Source organism: Nostoc sp. (assembly GCF_054880495.1).
Window position 1 is genome coordinate 1 of the sequence record NZ_JBTYKD010000093.1, and the last position, 14,966, is coordinate 14,966.

Here is a 14,966-nt window from a genome sequence, read left to right on the forward strand (position 1 = left end):
GTTAGGTACTGAAAAGGTCATCTTCATCTTCTGTTATATTTTTGCATTCCTTATTTGCCTTTTGCGGGTTTGTTCGGTCAGGTGCAAGATGTGAGTCTACAGTCAGTGGGTGGCTTTGGGTCATTTCCCTAGCCTTGATCTGCCAAGTTTTAGGTCATGGGCTTTTGACCTATAGCCTGGCCACATTTTCTTCTGTGATTGTCTCCTTAGTGCATCTGTTAGAGCCAGTATTTAGCGGCATTTTCGCTCTGGTAATTTTTTCGGAAAAATTAACTTACTCAAATTGGGGAGGTTTCGCTGTAGTTTTAATCGGTTTATACTTAGCCATATCTAGCCAAGCTGCTGTTAATCACCCGTTCCAAGAATCAGTCAAAAATATAGTTAACACTTTCGTTAAAAGTATGACGCTCAAACTGTCAATACTAAAGCAACAATTCTCCAAAACACCAGCTTTACTAGGAACTATCTCATTATTTTTTGCCCTAATTCCCTTATCTTTGGCACCATCTCTGGCAAAATTGTCCGAACAACAAATTGGTGCAAATGCCATCGGATTTCATCGCAGTTGGATCGCCGCAGTCGTCTTTGGACTGTGGAATGGACTTGAGGTTTTGCGCCGCCAACAATCTGATCATCAACCTTTAGAACAGAAGCCTTTTACAAAAGAGGACGTGTGGCTGTTATTGGCAATGGGAACTGCTTCAACGATTTCCCTTTTGTTGTGGGCTTGGTCGCTGAGTCAAACTAGCGTTGCTAACGTGGCTTTACTGTCTAATTTGAATCCCTTATTCGTTGCTGCGGCTGGGTATCTGTTATTTGGTCGGCGCTTCGATAACAGATTTATTATTGGTATGGTTATGGCGCTTTTAGGAGCGATCGCTTTTGAAGTTCATAAAATGCAATTTGCAAATGACCAAATACTTGGTGATGCCCTAGCATTTCTCAGTGGGATTTTTATCGCCACGTATTTGCTGCTAATAGAACGACTCCAAACCCGATTTACTACCGCAACCATAATGCTCTGGCGCTGTGGAGTGACTACAATATTTCTGTTGCCTGTCCTCCCATTCATTGAAGAGAGATTGTTTCCCTATTCTTGGATGGGGTGGTTTTTGATCATTTTTCAAGCTCTCTTTTGCCAAGTCTTAGGTCAGGGACTTGTAACTTATAGCCTCAGCAGACTCTCATCAGCCCTTGTCGCCGTTACTCTTCTCCTAAATCCAGTCCTGTCCTCCATTTTTGCTTGGTTCATTTTTTCAGAACAAGTAGGTTTGTTTGACTGGCTAACTTTTGCCGTAGTTTTAGTAGGTATCTATCTAGCCCAATCTAGTCAATCCACTGTTCAAGTCACGAACGAAGGATCGTAGCACCTTCCTGTGAAATTAAACTGTGAGATATTGAGAATTTTTTATTAGCCTTGTTTACTCTACAGGCAATTTATTGTCTTTTGCAATGACAGGTGAGCAAGATGGGTATCACGTCACAGATGGCTCAGCTGCCACCAAAACCGATACCCCCTTGCGCGACATTCCCCAATCGATTCAGGTGGTGCCCTTAGTCCGCGTGTTGGTCTTGTCTATCAGCCGATTGTGCCCATTTCGCTGTATGCCAGCTACAGTCGTTCCTTTTACCCAAAGAGTGGAAATGCCTTTGATGGCAGTGCATTTAAACCACAGTACGGCACTTCCTATGAAGTGGGCATCAAAGGCGATATCAGCAATTGACTGTCGGCGACCCTTGCCTTTTACGACCTGATACTCTCCAATGTGCTGACGGATGATCCAGACCATACAGGCTATTCCATCCAAACAGGTGAGCAGCGGAGCAAAGGGGTTGAACTCAATCTGGCTGGGGAAATCTTGCCAGGATGGAATATCTATGGTGGCTATACCTATACTGATGCTCGATTATAGCCGACAACACTTATGCAGTCGGCAACCGACTCAACAATGTACCAGAGAGTCAAGCGATCGCAGTAAGATTATTGAAAATCTATCTCATTAACTTTGACCCTCTAGCAATTATGAGTATCACCCTGACGCAGAAAGAAGAAGATGAACTATGGGCGGAGGTTAATCATAATAGCGCACAACAACCGGAACGAGAGCCATTTGCAATCTTTCGGAAAGTACCCAAGCAACTAGGTAAAGGCTATGTGCAGCATATTGAGGTGCATCCTCATCTCTGGCTGGCGATTTGGGACTATGAATATCACGATAATGTGTTAACCAAAATCCCTGAATCGAATCACCCATTGCAATTTTCCGTCCTCCTTTGTGGAAAAGTCACAGACGAATATGGGGGACAGGTTGGAGAAGGATACACAATGATCTCTGGTAGCGGTGTTCAACGTCAAATGCTTGTAGAGTACCCCAAATCTCCATATGTGGGCGTTAGCATCCATATGTCTCCCAGCTTATTGGCAACCTTTTTCCCCAATGAAGCAGGAGAAATCCCCTATCAGTTGCGTTTGTTGGCAAAAGGCAACGATTGGCAGACCTTGCTCTACCCAGAAACTACAATGGCTATTGGGGGAATAGCACAGCAAATAGTCAACTGTCCTTACCAGGGAATGACGAAGCGGATATATTTACAGGCAAAGGTGTTAGAACTAATGGCGTTGCAGTTGGCTCCTATCTTAGCCGATCGGCATGGATTGCAACCATCGCCGCGACTGAAAGCAGAAACTATCGCCTGGATTCATTACGCTAAGGATATTTTATTGGCAGGTTTGGAGAATCCGCCGTCGATACTGGAATTGGCGCAAATTGTCGGCGTGAGCGATCGCACCCTGCAACGTGGATTTCGGGAACTCTTTGGCAAAACAGCATTTAGCTACTTGACAGAGAAACGTATGGAATCGGCAGAGCAGTTATTGCGTCAAGGAAACATAACAATTGCTGAAGTGGCTCACCGAGTTGGTTATTCCGAGCCAAGACGCTTTGCCGAAGCCTTTAGGCGCAGGTTTGGTATTACGCCGAGTGGATGTTTATTGGGTAAAAAGTCGGTTTCAGGCACATAATGCGGTTTTGGGCATAGACTCAGTTGCAATTTATTCTCTATACTCAGCTTCATTAAACTAGAAACTATTGGCAGTAATGATGAAGCGTTGGTTGTCTGGTGGTGTGCAACTGTGGTTTTTAGTTAGTCTATCGGGATGCTTGAGTGCTGTTGCCATTCAACCTGGACGAGCAGAAATTAAATCAACGGTTGAGAAGCAGGAAGTAATCAGTCAGGAAAATTCAAAACCTCTGCCGAGTAGAAAAATTCGCCAATTGAGTGAAATCTCACGTCCCAGCACTAGCGCTACAATGCTAGTGCAGTCGCCAGTACTAAATAACCCTCCTCAAGGAAGTTCAGCAATACCGATTACTGGAGTTAAAGTCAATCCCACTGATAAAGGTGTGGAGATAATTTTAGAGACACCTGTTGGGACTAAACTACAAGTTATAAATCGCAGTACGGGCAATAATTTTATTGTCGATGTATCTGGTGGGCAGTTACGTTTAGCTGATGGCAATGCTTTTACATTTCGCTCTCAAAAACCAGTTGAGGGAATTACTGAGATAACAGTAACGAATATTGATGCAAATAATGTGCGAGTGAGAGTAGTAGGTGAGAAGACTTTACCCAGGGTTGAGTTATATGATGATGACGCAGGGCTAGTTTTTGCGGTAGCTTCTACTGCAACGGCAACTTCTCCACAACAGCCACCCCATACACCTCAAGCTATTCAGCCAGGAAACCAAACACCTCAAAAGTCACCATCGCCACAAGGTGATGAACCGATTGAGTTGGTGGTGACAGGGGAGCAAGATGGATACAATCCATCAGATGCATAGACTGCGACCAAAACCGATACTCCCCTACGCGACATTCCTCAGTCGATTCAAGTCATCCCCCGCCAAGTGATTCAAGATCAGGGTGCAGTTCGTTTGACCGACATCGTCCGTAATGTCAGTGGTGTGGCACTCTCACAAACTGCTGGCGGACGTGCAGAATCGTACACAATTCGGGGATTCGATGCCAACGTTTACGAAAATAGTTTCCTTGATGATGCCACCTCTACTCGCGGCCTTCAAGATAACGCCAATATCGAGCGAGTTGAAGTCCTTAAAGGACCAGCCTTGGTGTTGTTTGGACGCTTGGAACCTTCGGGTATCATCAACTTGGTAACTAAGAAGCCATTAGCTGATCCCTATTACAATCTAAGTTTTACCGCAGGTAGCTATAGTTTTTATCGCTCCACACTAGATTTTTCTGGTCCACTAACTGCTGACGGAAAGTTGGGTTATCGTCTCAATATTGCTGAGGAAAATTCTGGAAGTTTCCGCGACTTTGTTAACAAAGAAAGATTTTTTGTCGCTCCTGTACTCAGTTTGAAAATTGATGCTCATACAAACCTGACGTTGGAAGGTGAATATCTCCACACGGAAAGTCCTTATGATGATGGGCTATATCTAATTGGCGGTACGATTATTCCAGATGTTCCGATTAGCCGCAATCTCAACGATCCCAGAAGTCAAATCGTTGTAGATAACTCAAAAACCTATCTGACTCTGAATCATGACTTTAATCAAAATTTATCGCTGCGTACTGCTTTTCGGGTGACAACTGCATCAGAAACACAAAATCGTTTTTCCCTTAGAGGATTAGCTGCCAGTAACGACGGAACTGTTGTTCTTTATACTAATCCCTATAATTATTATTTTGAAACTTATTTTCTACAGAATGACTTAACTGCGAAATTCAAAACTGGCTCCGTCAATCATACAGTTTTGTTGGGTCTGGAGCTTGGTAGATTATATCAGAGATATCTGGCCAATTATACAATAGCTGGTAGCTCAAACATTTTTAACCCTGTCTACAACTTTTCTTATGATGGTCCATATCAACGGCTTAGCGATAACACAACCAATGCTAAGTCTTTCGGAATTTACCTTCAAGATCAGATTGCTGTGTTTGATAATCTCAAATTCCTAGTCGGTGGCCGGTTTGACACTTATCATGATGAAACACAAGATTTCCTCAATGCCTCTACTACAAAGACAGATAGCGATGCGTTTTCACCCCGTGTGGGAGTCGTTTATCAACCGACAAAAGAAATTTCATTGTTTGCCAACTATAGTCGCTCATTTGTTCCTGTGAGTGGTAGCAGTAGAAACGGTGATGCTTTTGTGCCTACAAGGGGAACTGGATATGAAGTAGGCATCAAAGGAGACTTTTTAAATGGTCGCCTCTCCTCTACTTTAGCTTTCTACACAGTTACCAAAACCAATGTCTTAACTGCTGATCCCAGCGATCCCACTGGTACCTTTTCAATTCAGGTTGGCGAACAACGCGCTCGTGGGATTGAGTTCGATATTGCTGGAGAAATCTTACCTGGTTGGAAAGTTAGTCAGAGATTCTGAACTTTACCAACAAACCAGACTCATAGATAAAAACGATAAAAAAGCTAAATCAACAGCATTTCAAAAAGCTAGAGAGGCTTATTGTTTTAGTGACTATGATTTACAATCTTTTGCCAACAAAACAGCTATTGCAAGTATTTGGATTAAGTCTAATCTTGATGCACAGACTATTCAAAAAGTTGCTACTAGGGCTTTTAAGGCAATAGATCGAATGGCTTTTGGTAAAGCTAAAAAAGTTAGGTTTAAACAAAAAGGTCAGTTTGCATCTCTAGAAGGTAAAACCAATAAACAAGGTATTCGCTGGACTGGTAATGCTGTTGAATGGTCAAAATTAAAACTATCTGCCATCATTACCAACGAGCCAGTAATCTTGCACGGTTTAAACTCAAAGATTAAATATGTTCGCTTGGTGCGTCGTATTCTCAATCAAAAAACCTATTGGTTTGCCCAATTAGTTTGTGAGGGTGAACCATATCAAAAGCCTAAAAATATTATCGGTGATGGCACGGTTGGTATTGATTTAGGCGTTTCAACTGTTGCTATTGTTGGGGATGAAAAAACTATCTGGACTCCTTTTGCTGTTGAATTGACATCAAAGCAGAAGAAGATTAGAAGGCTACAGCGCAAAATGGATAGGCAACGTAGAGCTAACAATCCTGAAAACTTCAATCCCAATGGCACAGTCAAAAAAGGTTCAAAACGTTGGAATAACTCTAACCAATATAAAAAAACTGCTGCTAAGAAACAAGAGATAGAACGCAAACAAGCTGCACATCGTAAGTCTTCACATGGTAAGTTAGTCAATCGAACTTTAGAACTCGGCAAGAATGTTAAAACCGAGAAAGTTTCGGTCAAGGCGTGGCAGAAACTATGGGGTAAGTCTATAGGATTTAAATCCCCATCAAGCTTTCAATCAGAACTATTACGCAAAGCTGAGAATGCTGGTGGAACAGTTCTAATGTTTTCGACTCGTAAAACTGCACTGTCTCAAACTTGTTTGTGCGGCAACAAGCAGAAGAAATCATTATCGCAACGTGTTCATCATTGCTCAGTCTGTGGGCTAAAGATGCAACGTGATATTTTGTCTGCTTACCTGAGTCGTTACGTCGATCCAAAAACAGAAACCTTGTCAATCCAATTAGCTAGAAATAGTTGGTTAGGGATGGATAAATCCCTGCTGGACGGTTCGCAAGATGGATCAAATCAATCTGCGAGAACCGCGACTTTTTTCTAAGTCACCTATTAGCAATGATGGGTTAGAGCGGATGTCCAGTGTTCTAATAGCGCGTGAGGAGTCGGAACCTGCAAGGGTAAACGAAACTCGCTCCGTGAGTTAGAACCCCCTGCGTTTACGCATGGGGTATCTCAGCCATAACACCAGACGCACCTTACGTGCTTGACGTTTTCCATCCACCTGAGAATCCAGTAACAGAAATTTCACTTGCTCAAATCAGTAGCGTTTTTATCAACCCTTACACAGGCACTATTATAGGTAAGCAGAGATGGAACAAGCAACTGACTTCTTTAGTTGTTGATTTGCATTGCAATCTGCTAGCTGGAAACACTGGAAAAACAATCGTTGGTATCGGATGTTTTCTAGTTTTGGTTCTCAATGTTACAGGTATTATCCTTTGGTCTGGTTGGCGCAAGTTGATATCTGGCTTTAAAGTAAAGTGGAATGCCCATGCGAAACGACTCCATTTTGATATTCACAAACTTGTAGGCATCATTACTGTAGTGTTTCTTTCGTTTACTGCCTTCACAGGCTTGTGCTGGGCTTTCTATGAGTTTAGTGAACCCCTGATTCGAGCAATCACGTTGAGTCCACAGAAACTTCAACCAGTTTCTCAAATCATTCCTAATCAGCTGCCACTGAAGCTTGCCGATCAACTGAAAACCTCTCAAGCTGAGTTACCCGATGGAAAACTTAGAGCCATTGATTTTCCTCAAAAACCAGATAGTGCTTTGATAATTCACTACAATCTGCCTCAAGAATTTATAGATAATCTTGGACTGAGCAAAGTCTATCTTGACCAATACAGTGGTAAGGTTTTGCGAGTAGACAACTCTGTGAAAGTGTCCTTGGGCGATCGCGTCCTCAATTCTTTTTTTTCCCTACACTATGGTACATTTGGTGGCTTGCCTACTCGCATTCTCTACGTTTTTGTGGGACTTGCACCACTGATTCTATTCGTTAGTGGTATTGTCATGTGGTGGTATCGATACAGGGCAAAAGCTAATACCGTTTTACTTTAATAATGATACAAATACGTTGGTAGGGGCACAGCAATGCTCATTGGTGTCAACTTAAGCCAAAACCCTTTTCAAACCTCGTTTCCAGCCTCTGGCTGGAAATGGTGCTCGTTGCGGCTCTGCGGCAAGTCTTGAGGCGGAGCCTCTCGGAATGTATTCCCAGTCGGAGACTGGGAACGAGACAATCTTAAAAGCTGCTTATAGACTGGCTTTCACGTTAAGTTGACACGTATGAGCTTTTTCTGTGCCCCTACGAGAAATCTATATGTATCAGGGTTTGTGTGAAATGGTATAAGGCATCGGTCAAGTAATCGTGATTGACAAAAAAGAGACTTTCGAGGGTATCGAACACTCTGTACGCAATCACCAATGCTAATTCGGTATACTTTCGGTATACTTTGCAACTTTTCAAACATCCTCTTAACTTATGGTGAAATCAGTGTAAATCCGTTAGCTGTTCCGATAATTTTACTACCAGTTAAATTGATTTGCTGTAAAGCCGCATTGTCTAACAGCAAATGAGATTTATTAGATAACATTTGTTGTAAAAGTGGCACAGTTGCCGCAGTTACTTTGCAATCGCTATAAAAGTCTAAACTAGGACGCCCATAAGCAAAAGAAGTATAAATTTGGGTTCCTGGTGAAACATTTGCCCGAATTAAGTCCGCTACTGGTTTAACTGGAAAAGCTTCCTTTAATTCCCAAATCCATGATTGCGAACTCATCAACAGTGCTAAAACTAAATACATTCCAGAAAATAATACTAGAATAAAGTTGCGATCGCGCTGTTGAATTAGCCATGCTGCGGTGGCCATACTTATTGCCAAAACAATGCTCATGACTATTAAAATAGGCTCTTTATTTGCAATAATAAAGTAAACACAACCTCCTAAACCAGCAAAAGCAATAGTAGCCAGAAATATTGTCCAAATTCGCACCCTAAAATGACCGTCTTGCCAAATTTCGCTAAGTTTAGCACCAATTGCTAAAGCTAAAAATGGATATACAGGCATAACATACCACGGGAGTTTCGTTCTCATTAAAGAGATAGTTACTAAGTAAAAAATTGTGCCAATAATAATTAAGCGACCCCAAGTAGTATGACGTTTTTTCCAAGCTAGATAAAAACCTCCCGGTAAAAATAATAGCCAAGGAAAACTATACTTAATTAACTCAATTAAATAGTACCAGGGAGGACCACTATGATCTTCAACAACTTGCACAAGGCGGTCAAAGGTTTGTGCCTGAAAATTCACTTGCAAGAAATTACTACCATAATGTTGCCATTGAGCAGCAAACCAAGCGATCGCAGGTGCATTTCCGAAAAACATTCCCACTAATAAATAGGGGCTTGTTAACAAAGCAAACTGCCGATCTGCAATCAGGAATAAACAAGCGATCGCTGCTAGCGGCAAAACTATCATCCCTTTAGTGAGAGTGATTAAGCCTAGACAAAATCCCACACCTAGAGCATAGCGACGATTCTGACGTGCTTTTAGCAAACAAAACAACAACAGCAAGAAGAAGGTAATAGTTGTACCATCTAGCATTGCTAGGCGTCCGTGACGCACCACAGGCAACATCGTCAAGTAAACTAAAGCAGCAAACAAAGCTGGTAAACTTTGGTTAAAAAGCAAACATCCCACCAAGTAAAGCAAAGGCACTCCCAAAGCAGTTAACACTGCACCCGGTAAACGTGTTGTCCACTCATTCACGCCTCCGATCGAGTAAGTCCAAGCAATTAGCAAGTGCATCAGGGGTGGCTTATTATGATAAGGTTCACCTCCCAAGGTGGGATAAAGCCAATGCATTGAACCAAGTGGGGCACGCCAAATTTCACGGGCAACCTGTGCCACAGTGCCTTCATCCCAATCTCGTAAAGGAGAGTTTCCTAAAAATATCAGCCATAGAACTAGAGATATTACTAGTAGGCTAAATAACCATTCTTTTTCTCGGAATATGACCGTTCTTTTTGTGAATAGTTTTACAATATTTGGGTGGTACATTTAGGGCTGATTATGGTAGTGAATAATATTGCTAATTATGTCTCTAAAATACTCACGATGGATACTTTTTTAATAGGATGAGGAAAAAACTGAATCAGCTTGATTATCTTGGTTGGATAATTAGCGTGAGTAGTTTAATTTTGTTTGGGTGCAGCAGCTTACGACACGAGTTGTTTCAATCAACCGCTTTTGACTTGGGAATTTTTGACCAGGCGGTTTATTTAATTAGTCAAGGGCAACCGCCTATTAGTTCTTTCATGGGTTTTCATATTCTCGGCGATCATGCTGCTTGGATATTCTATCCTTTGGCTTTATTGTATAAAATATACCCCAGTCTTTACTGGTTATTTGCTGTGCAGGCAGTTGCTTTGGCATTAGGCGCTTTGCCGACTTGGCATCTAGCCCGTCAAGCTGGACTGAAGGAAAACCAAGCAATAGCGATCGCATTTGTGTATCTCTTGTATCCGTTGGTGTTTAACGCCAATTTATTTGATTTTCACCCGGAAATAATAGCTTTACCACTACTCTTGACGGCGGTTTTAGCAGCACGGTTAGGTCAGGTAGGGTGGTTTTGTTTAAGTATTTTCCTCGTTTTGGGATGTAAGGAGGTATTGTCCCTCACCGTTGTTGGAATGGGAGTTTGGTTACTTTTATTTGAAAAGCGGCGTTTATATGGTGCGATCGCTCTTGGTGCTGGTATGGCCTGGTTTCTGATTGCTACTCAGGTAATTATTCCTTTTTTCAACAGTGCAGAAGCAGTAGCAATGGTACGTTACAGCTATTTAGGTAATTCAATTCTAGGCATTGCTAAAAATATAGTGTTTCAGCCAAGACTGATCTTGGAAAAGGTTTTTTTATTGAATAACCTGGAATATTTGGTTCTGCTGCTAGCACCTGTGATTTGGGGGCTTTCTCCACAATCAATAAAACCTTTGGTAGGAGCTATTCCTTGTTTGGCGCTCAACATTCTAGCTGATTACCAACCTCAAAAAGACTTGGTACATCAATACTCTATTCCAGCGCTACCATTCCTGTTGTTGGCTGTAATTTCTAGTCTCGCCGCCGGTAGGGGATGGCTACAAAATAAAAGAGCGATTATCCTGTGGTCATTGGTGGCGTTTTTGAGTCTGGCAAAATTTACATATTTTGGGGGCAGATACTTAGAATCTATAGATACTTGGCAAGCTACAAAACAAGCGATAGCTCAGATTCAAACTAAAGGAAGTGTTTACACCACAGCTCAAATTTCTACGCATTTAAGCAACCGAAAATTGATTACCTATACAAATGCCGATTCCCCACCTGCTGATTTAAATGCTTTTAATTATGTATTGCTGAATCTCCGTCATCCTGGCTGGTCAAGTAATCAGGAGTTTGCTGCTAGCTTGGTCAATCAACTGAAAAATAATCAAGAATTTCAGTTGAAATATCAGCGTGATGATGTGTATTTGTTTGTCAAAGTTGCCCGATCAGCTGTTTTGGGATAATTTTTTGGCACATTTTGTAACTTTTTCTCGTTCCAGTTCAGCCAGAAGACGAGAAGCGATGTCTACGATGGTTACTGAGCTTGCCGTTCGCGCAGCGTCTCGTAGAGAAGTACGGGCTGTTCGGTGACGCATTTTGTTCTTCTTGGGACAACTTCTCAAGTTCTGCAATAACGCAGTTCAAAAGGCTACAGGTAAATATGGTTTTTCAGTACACTAATGCATTTGTCACCATAGCATCGATTAGTTACGAAAAGTTAGTGAATTTCTATACTAAATTGCTCGAGCAAAAGCCAGTTATTTTAATTCCGAATGTTTATGCTGAGTTTAATTTGGTTAGTATGCGATTAGGTATTTTTAAACCAAAGAACACAAACCAATCTGAATTTGAAGCCATATCTAACGACAAGTCCCTTTGTGTCTACACCAAAAGTAAGATAAGTTTGTGTTTAGAGGTAAGTAACTTAGAAGATGCGATCGCTCACCTAACCGCTTTGGGCTATCCCCCGCCAGGAAACATTTCCATTGCTGACCACGGCAGAGAAATTTATGCCTATGACCCTGATGGCAACCGCGTGATTTTACATCAAGCCATAGTGAATGATAATTGATAAGTGATAATAATTTATTTGGTAATTGACTATGGCCATAACTCAAAATTATAGATTAAACCTGATTCAATGGTATCCAGGTCACATTGCGAAGGCTGAAAGGAAGCTCAAAGAACAGCTCAAGCGCGTAGATGTGGTGTTTGAGGTACGAGACGCCCGGATTCCCTTGGCGACTCACCATCCCCAAATCGGGGAGTGGGTAGAAGGTAAGACGCGGGTGTTGATACTTAACCGAGTAGATATGATTACGCCGCAAATGCGATCGCTGTGGATAGATTGGTTTAAACGTCAGGGAGAAGTCCCTTATTTTACCAACGCTCAACATGGTAAAGGTATAGCAGAAGTGGCGCGGGCAGCGCAAGCCGCCGGGGTAGAACTCAATCAAAGAAGAAGCGATCGCGGGATGTTACCCCGTCCAGTCCGGGCTGTGGTGATTGGTTTTCCCAATGTCGGTAAATCAGCTTTGATTAACCGCCTGTTGGGACGGCGAGTAGTGGAAAGTGCAGCCCGTCCTGGGGTAACTCGCCAACTACGCTGGGTGCGAATTTCCGAACATTTGGAATTGCTAGATGCTCCTGGTGTCATTCCTGTAAGATTGGAAGACCAAGACGCAGCCTTGAAATTAGCGATTTGTGATGATATCGGCGAAGCATCATACGATAATCAACTAGTAGCAGCAGCCCTAGTGGATTTACTCAACTATTTGTCAGATGTAGCCACAGATTTGTTACCGAAAAAACCATTACAGTCCCGCTACCAACTCGATTCAATATCAGATACCGGAGATATCTATTTGCACGCATTGGCGGAGCATCGTTACAAAGGTGATATAGAGCGAGCTGCAAGGCAACTTTTAACAGATTTTCGCAAGGGGTTGTTGGGTGAACTTAGTTTAGAATTACCACCCAATTAAGTTAGGGTGACACAATGCAAGGATTTTAGCGTCTCCCCTTCTCCCAAAGGGAGAGGCTAACGCCAAGGGAGAAGACCGCGCTGCTTCACCAAAATCCAAAATTTAAAATCTAAAATTCCGTGACAAAATGTAATATTTCTCACATACAGTTTATCAGAATGCAGTTAAGAGTGTCATAAAGACAAGGTGAAGGTTAACCTGTAGGGTATAACTTAACTTAGAGTTGCCTGCACCCATAGCTTCAATGGATTTATCACACTCATGACTGAACTGACGCTACGCCTACAAGAGGGAGATATCGAGAGAACGATCGCAGTTGACCAAGATGTATTTACAATTGGTCGTTTGCCGGAATGTAACTTGTACTTACCTTTTGCTGGAGTATCCCGCAACCATGCTCGTCTGGTGAAAACGGCTGACGGTGTGTGGACTATTGAGGATATGGGCAGCAAAAACGGCACCCAAGTCAATAAATATCTTATTAACTGTTCCCAAGAGTTATATCACGGCGATGTACTTTGGGTGGGCAATGTTAGCCTGGTAGTGCTGCTCACAAGCCCTGTTCCCCAATCGACACCTGAGTATCTTGGAACTTCGGACATTAATGAGCAAAGAACAATCCTTCACAATGTTGAACAATTACAACAGCAATGGATTGCAGCTGATAGCAAAGATGGCAACATCAATAATAATAAGGACAAAACCATTGCTCGTCTCAAAGATTTAGTAGACATAGCTAAAAATCTCTGTGCGGCGGCGTCTATAGAAGAGATTTTTTCTCAGGTGCAGCAAGTCGTTTTTCGCTACCTTGATAGTATCGAACGCTTGGCATTATTAATTGATGTTAATGCTTCCGGCCAGTTAGAGTTAGTGAATGCTGCGACTAGAAATATTTCTCAACAGAAATATCTCCCCTCTGATGGGAGTTGGATTAGTCATAGTATCTGTCAAAAGGTATTTGACGAAAAAGTTGTGATTCAAACTGCTGATACTCATCAGGATGAACGGTTTGCTAGTGAACAGAGTATTTTGGTCAAAGGCATTCGCAGCGCGATGGCAGTGCCTTTATGGGATGAAAATAAAGTTGTGGGCGTATTGTATGCCGATGCCAATCTTTCTTCTTACCATTGGGCAAATGAAGGCGAAGAAGAACTCAGCTTTTTTTCAGCTTTAGCAAACCTTGTGGCTTCTAGTGTGCAGCGTTGGCTACTGGTGGAGAAACTTAAAACTGAAGAGATGATTCGTCACCGACTAGAACGTTATCATTCTCCAGCAGTTGTACAGCAGTTGATCTCTGTCGGCGGATTACCGGGTGGTCGTTTAGCTCCTGCCGAGAGCGAAATTAGTATTTTGTTTGCAGATTTGGTTGGCTTTACGGCAATTTCTGAACGGTTAACACCAACTGCGATCGCTCAACTATTAAATAATTTATTTGAAGAAATGCTAAAAGAAGTGTTTGCTTGCGGCGGCACTTTAGATAAATATATTGGCGATTGTATTATGGCATTTTTTGGCGCTCCCGAACCGCAACTAGATCACGCTGATCGCGCTGTTATTGCTGCTCAGGGAATGCTCACTCGTCTCGAAGATCTTAATGCCAATGGTTTTTGGCAAGAACCCCTACAATTACGTATTGCGATTAATAGCGGTAAAGCTGTTGTGGGAGATGTCGGTAGTTCCCAAAGGGTAGATTATACGGCATTAGGCGCAACGATTAATCTTGCTGCTCGCATGGAAGCAGTTTGTCCCCCTAGTGAGTGTGTGATTAGTGAAGCCACCCATAAAATGCTTTCACAACCCTCAGACTTCCAGGAAATGGGAGATTATCGTTTCAAAGGTATTGACCGATTAGTTAAGGTTTATCAGACAAATTTGCAGCAAATGCCAACAATTATTAGTCCATTTAATTAGTCATTTGTCATGGGGCACTTGTACTGAGCGGCGTCGTTGGCGCAGCCTCTCATAGAGAAGTATTGGGTATGGGCACTTGTACTGACTTGTACTGAGCGGCGTCGTTGGCGCAGCCTCTCGTAGAGAAGTAGCGGTGTCGTTGGCGCAGCCTCTCTTAGAGAAGTATTGGGTATTGGAAAAACAACTAAAAAATGACAAATTTATCAAGATAAATACATAGTTAAGTTGTATATTTTATTTCAAAAATAAGTGAGAAATTGTCATATTAAACAACTAATTCTTCGTTAAAAGACTAAAATTTGGGTGGTAGCTTCCAGAATTAATCTGTGTAACACTAGGAAGCCTACCTGAAGAAGCTATTTTTTAACGGGAGGTCA

13 protein-coding genes and 1 pseudogene are annotated in these 14,966 nt (G+C 42.2%); 11 read left to right on the forward strand and 3 right to left on the reverse strand.

The features are described from left to right. Window positions 1-8: 8 nt before the first annotated feature. From ACYTXL_RS10235 to ACYTXL_RS10265, 7 genes and pseudogenes are all read left to right on the forward strand, one after another. Window positions 9-1,367, forward strand: a complete 1,359-nt coding sequence (locus tag ACYTXL_RS10235) for a DMT family transporter (RefSeq protein ID WP_461924657.1) — start codon at window positions 9-11, stop codon at window positions 1,365-1,367. 174 nt (window positions 1,368-1,541) lie between these two features. Continuing rightward, window positions 1,542-1,960, forward strand: a pseudogene (locus ACYTXL_RS10240) (TonB-dependent siderophore receptor); the annotation flags it as partial. A gap of 24 nt (window positions 1,961-1,984) precedes the next feature. Continuing rightward, on the forward strand, window positions 1,985-3,022 hold the full coding sequence (locus ACYTXL_RS10245; protein WP_461924658.1) for an AraC family transcriptional regulator: 1,038 nt from the start codon (window positions 1,985-1,987) through the stop codon (window positions 3,020-3,022). 76 nt (window positions 3,023-3,098) lie between these two features. Continuing rightward, window positions 3,099-3,842, forward strand: coding sequence for an AMIN domain-containing protein (locus ACYTXL_RS10250; RefSeq protein ID WP_461924633.1), 744 nt, complete (start codon window positions 3,099-3,101; stop codon window positions 3,840-3,842). 33 nt (window positions 3,843-3,875) lie between these two features. Next, window positions 3,876-5,411, forward strand: coding sequence for a TonB-dependent siderophore receptor (locus tag ACYTXL_RS10255; protein WP_461924659.1), 1,536 nt, complete (start codon window positions 3,876-3,878; stop codon window positions 5,409-5,411). Then, complete coding sequence (locus ACYTXL_RS10260) at window positions 5,365-6,645, forward strand: RNA-guided endonuclease InsQ/TnpB family protein (RefSeq protein WP_461924634.1); 1,281 nt, start codon at window positions 5,365-5,367, stop codon at window positions 6,643-6,645. The genes ACYTXL_RS10255 and ACYTXL_RS10260 overlap by 47 nt, the downstream gene beginning before the upstream one ends. 158 nt (window positions 6,646-6,803) lie before the next feature. Beyond that, window positions 6,804-7,667 (forward strand): PepSY-associated TM helix domain-containing protein, encoded by an 864-nt coding sequence (locus ACYTXL_RS10265; protein WP_461924635.1) that lies wholly within the window; start codon window positions 6,804-6,806, stop codon window positions 7,665-7,667. Between the two features lie 422 nt (window positions 7,668-8,089). On the opposite strand, the gene ACYTXL_RS10270 is transcribed toward ACYTXL_RS10265, so the two are convergent. Continuing rightward, window positions 8,090-9,670 carry an ArnT family glycosyltransferase gene (locus ACYTXL_RS10270; RefSeq protein ID WP_461924636.1) on the reverse strand — a complete coding sequence of 527 codons (1,581 nt, stop codon included), beginning with the start codon at window positions 9,668-9,670 and terminating at the stop codon, window positions 8,090-8,092. 77 nt (window positions 9,671-9,747) lie between these two features. Here ACYTXL_RS10270 and ACYTXL_RS10275 point away from each other — a divergent pair, with 77 nt between their 5' ends. After that, window positions 9,748-11,157: a DUF2079 domain-containing protein gene (locus tag ACYTXL_RS10275; protein ID WP_461924637.1), complete on the forward strand. Its 1,410-nt coding sequence runs from the start codon at window positions 9,748-9,750 to the stop codon at window positions 11,155-11,157. Here ACYTXL_RS10275 and ACYTXL_RS10280 read toward each other — a convergent pair. After that, the gene (locus ACYTXL_RS10280; protein WP_461924638.1) at window positions 11,140-11,289 is read right to left on the reverse strand and encodes a hypothetical protein; all 150 of its coding nucleotides are present in this window, start codon (window positions 11,287-11,289) and stop codon (window positions 11,140-11,142) included. The genes ACYTXL_RS10275 and ACYTXL_RS10280 overlap by 18 nt on opposite strands. A 65-nt stretch (window positions 11,290-11,354) precedes the next feature. Here ACYTXL_RS10280 and ACYTXL_RS10285 point away from each other — a divergent pair, with 65 nt between their 5' ends. The 3 genes from ACYTXL_RS10285 (at window position 11,355) to ACYTXL_RS10295 (ending at window position 14,589) form a co-directional block, all read left to right on the forward strand. Next, window positions 11,355-11,765, forward strand: a complete 411-nt coding sequence (locus tag ACYTXL_RS10285; RefSeq protein ID WP_461924639.1) for a VOC family protein — start codon at window positions 11,355-11,357, stop codon at window positions 11,763-11,765. Window positions 11,766-11,796: 31 nt separating this feature from the next. After that, window positions 11,797-12,678: a ribosome biogenesis GTPase YlqF gene (gene ylqF, locus ACYTXL_RS10290; RefSeq protein ID WP_461924640.1), complete on the forward strand. Its 882-nt coding sequence runs from the start codon at window positions 11,797-11,799 to the stop codon at window positions 12,676-12,678. Window positions 12,679-12,939: 261 nt separating this feature from the next. Next, complete coding sequence (locus ACYTXL_RS10295) at window positions 12,940-14,589, forward strand: adenylate/guanylate cyclase domain-containing protein (protein WP_461924641.1); 1,650 nt, start codon at window positions 12,940-12,942, stop codon at window positions 14,587-14,589. On the opposite strand, the gene ACYTXL_RS10300 is transcribed toward ACYTXL_RS10295, so the two are convergent. Next, window positions 14,590-14,787 (reverse strand): hypothetical protein, encoded by a 198-nt coding sequence (locus ACYTXL_RS10300; protein ID WP_461924642.1) that lies wholly within the window; start codon window positions 14,785-14,787, stop codon window positions 14,590-14,592. It lies immediately after the preceding gene. Window positions 14,788-14,966: the final 179 nt, after the last annotated feature.

Excerpts from the sequence above, each read along its gene's own strand:
- ACYTXL_RS10250 (WP_461924633.1), top strand. The coding sequence starts at position 3,099 with ATGATGAAGCGTTGGTTGTCTGGTGGTGTGCAACTGTGGTTTTTAGTT.
- ACYTXL_RS10270 (WP_461924636.1), bottom strand. The coding sequence starts at position 9,670 with ATGTACCACCCAAATATTGTAAAACTATTCACAAAAAGAACGGTCATA.
- ACYTXL_RS10275 (WP_461924637.1), top strand. The coding sequence starts at position 9,748 with ATGAGGAAAAAACTGAATCAGCTTGATTATCTTGGTTGGATAATTAGC.
- ACYTXL_RS10280 (WP_461924638.1), bottom strand. The coding sequence starts at position 11,289 with ATGCGTCACCGAACAGCCCGTACTTCTCTACGAGACGCTGCGCGAACG.
- ACYTXL_RS10285 (WP_461924639.1), top strand. The coding sequence starts at position 11,355 with ATGGTTTTTCAGTACACTAATGCATTTGTCACCATAGCATCGATTAGT.
- ylqF (WP_461924640.1), top strand. The coding sequence starts at position 11,797 with ATGGCCATAACTCAAAATTATAGATTAAACCTGATTCAATGGTATCCA.
- ACYTXL_RS10295 (WP_461924641.1), top strand. The coding sequence starts at position 12,940 with ATGACTGAACTGACGCTACGCCTACAAGAGGGAGATATCGAGAGAACG.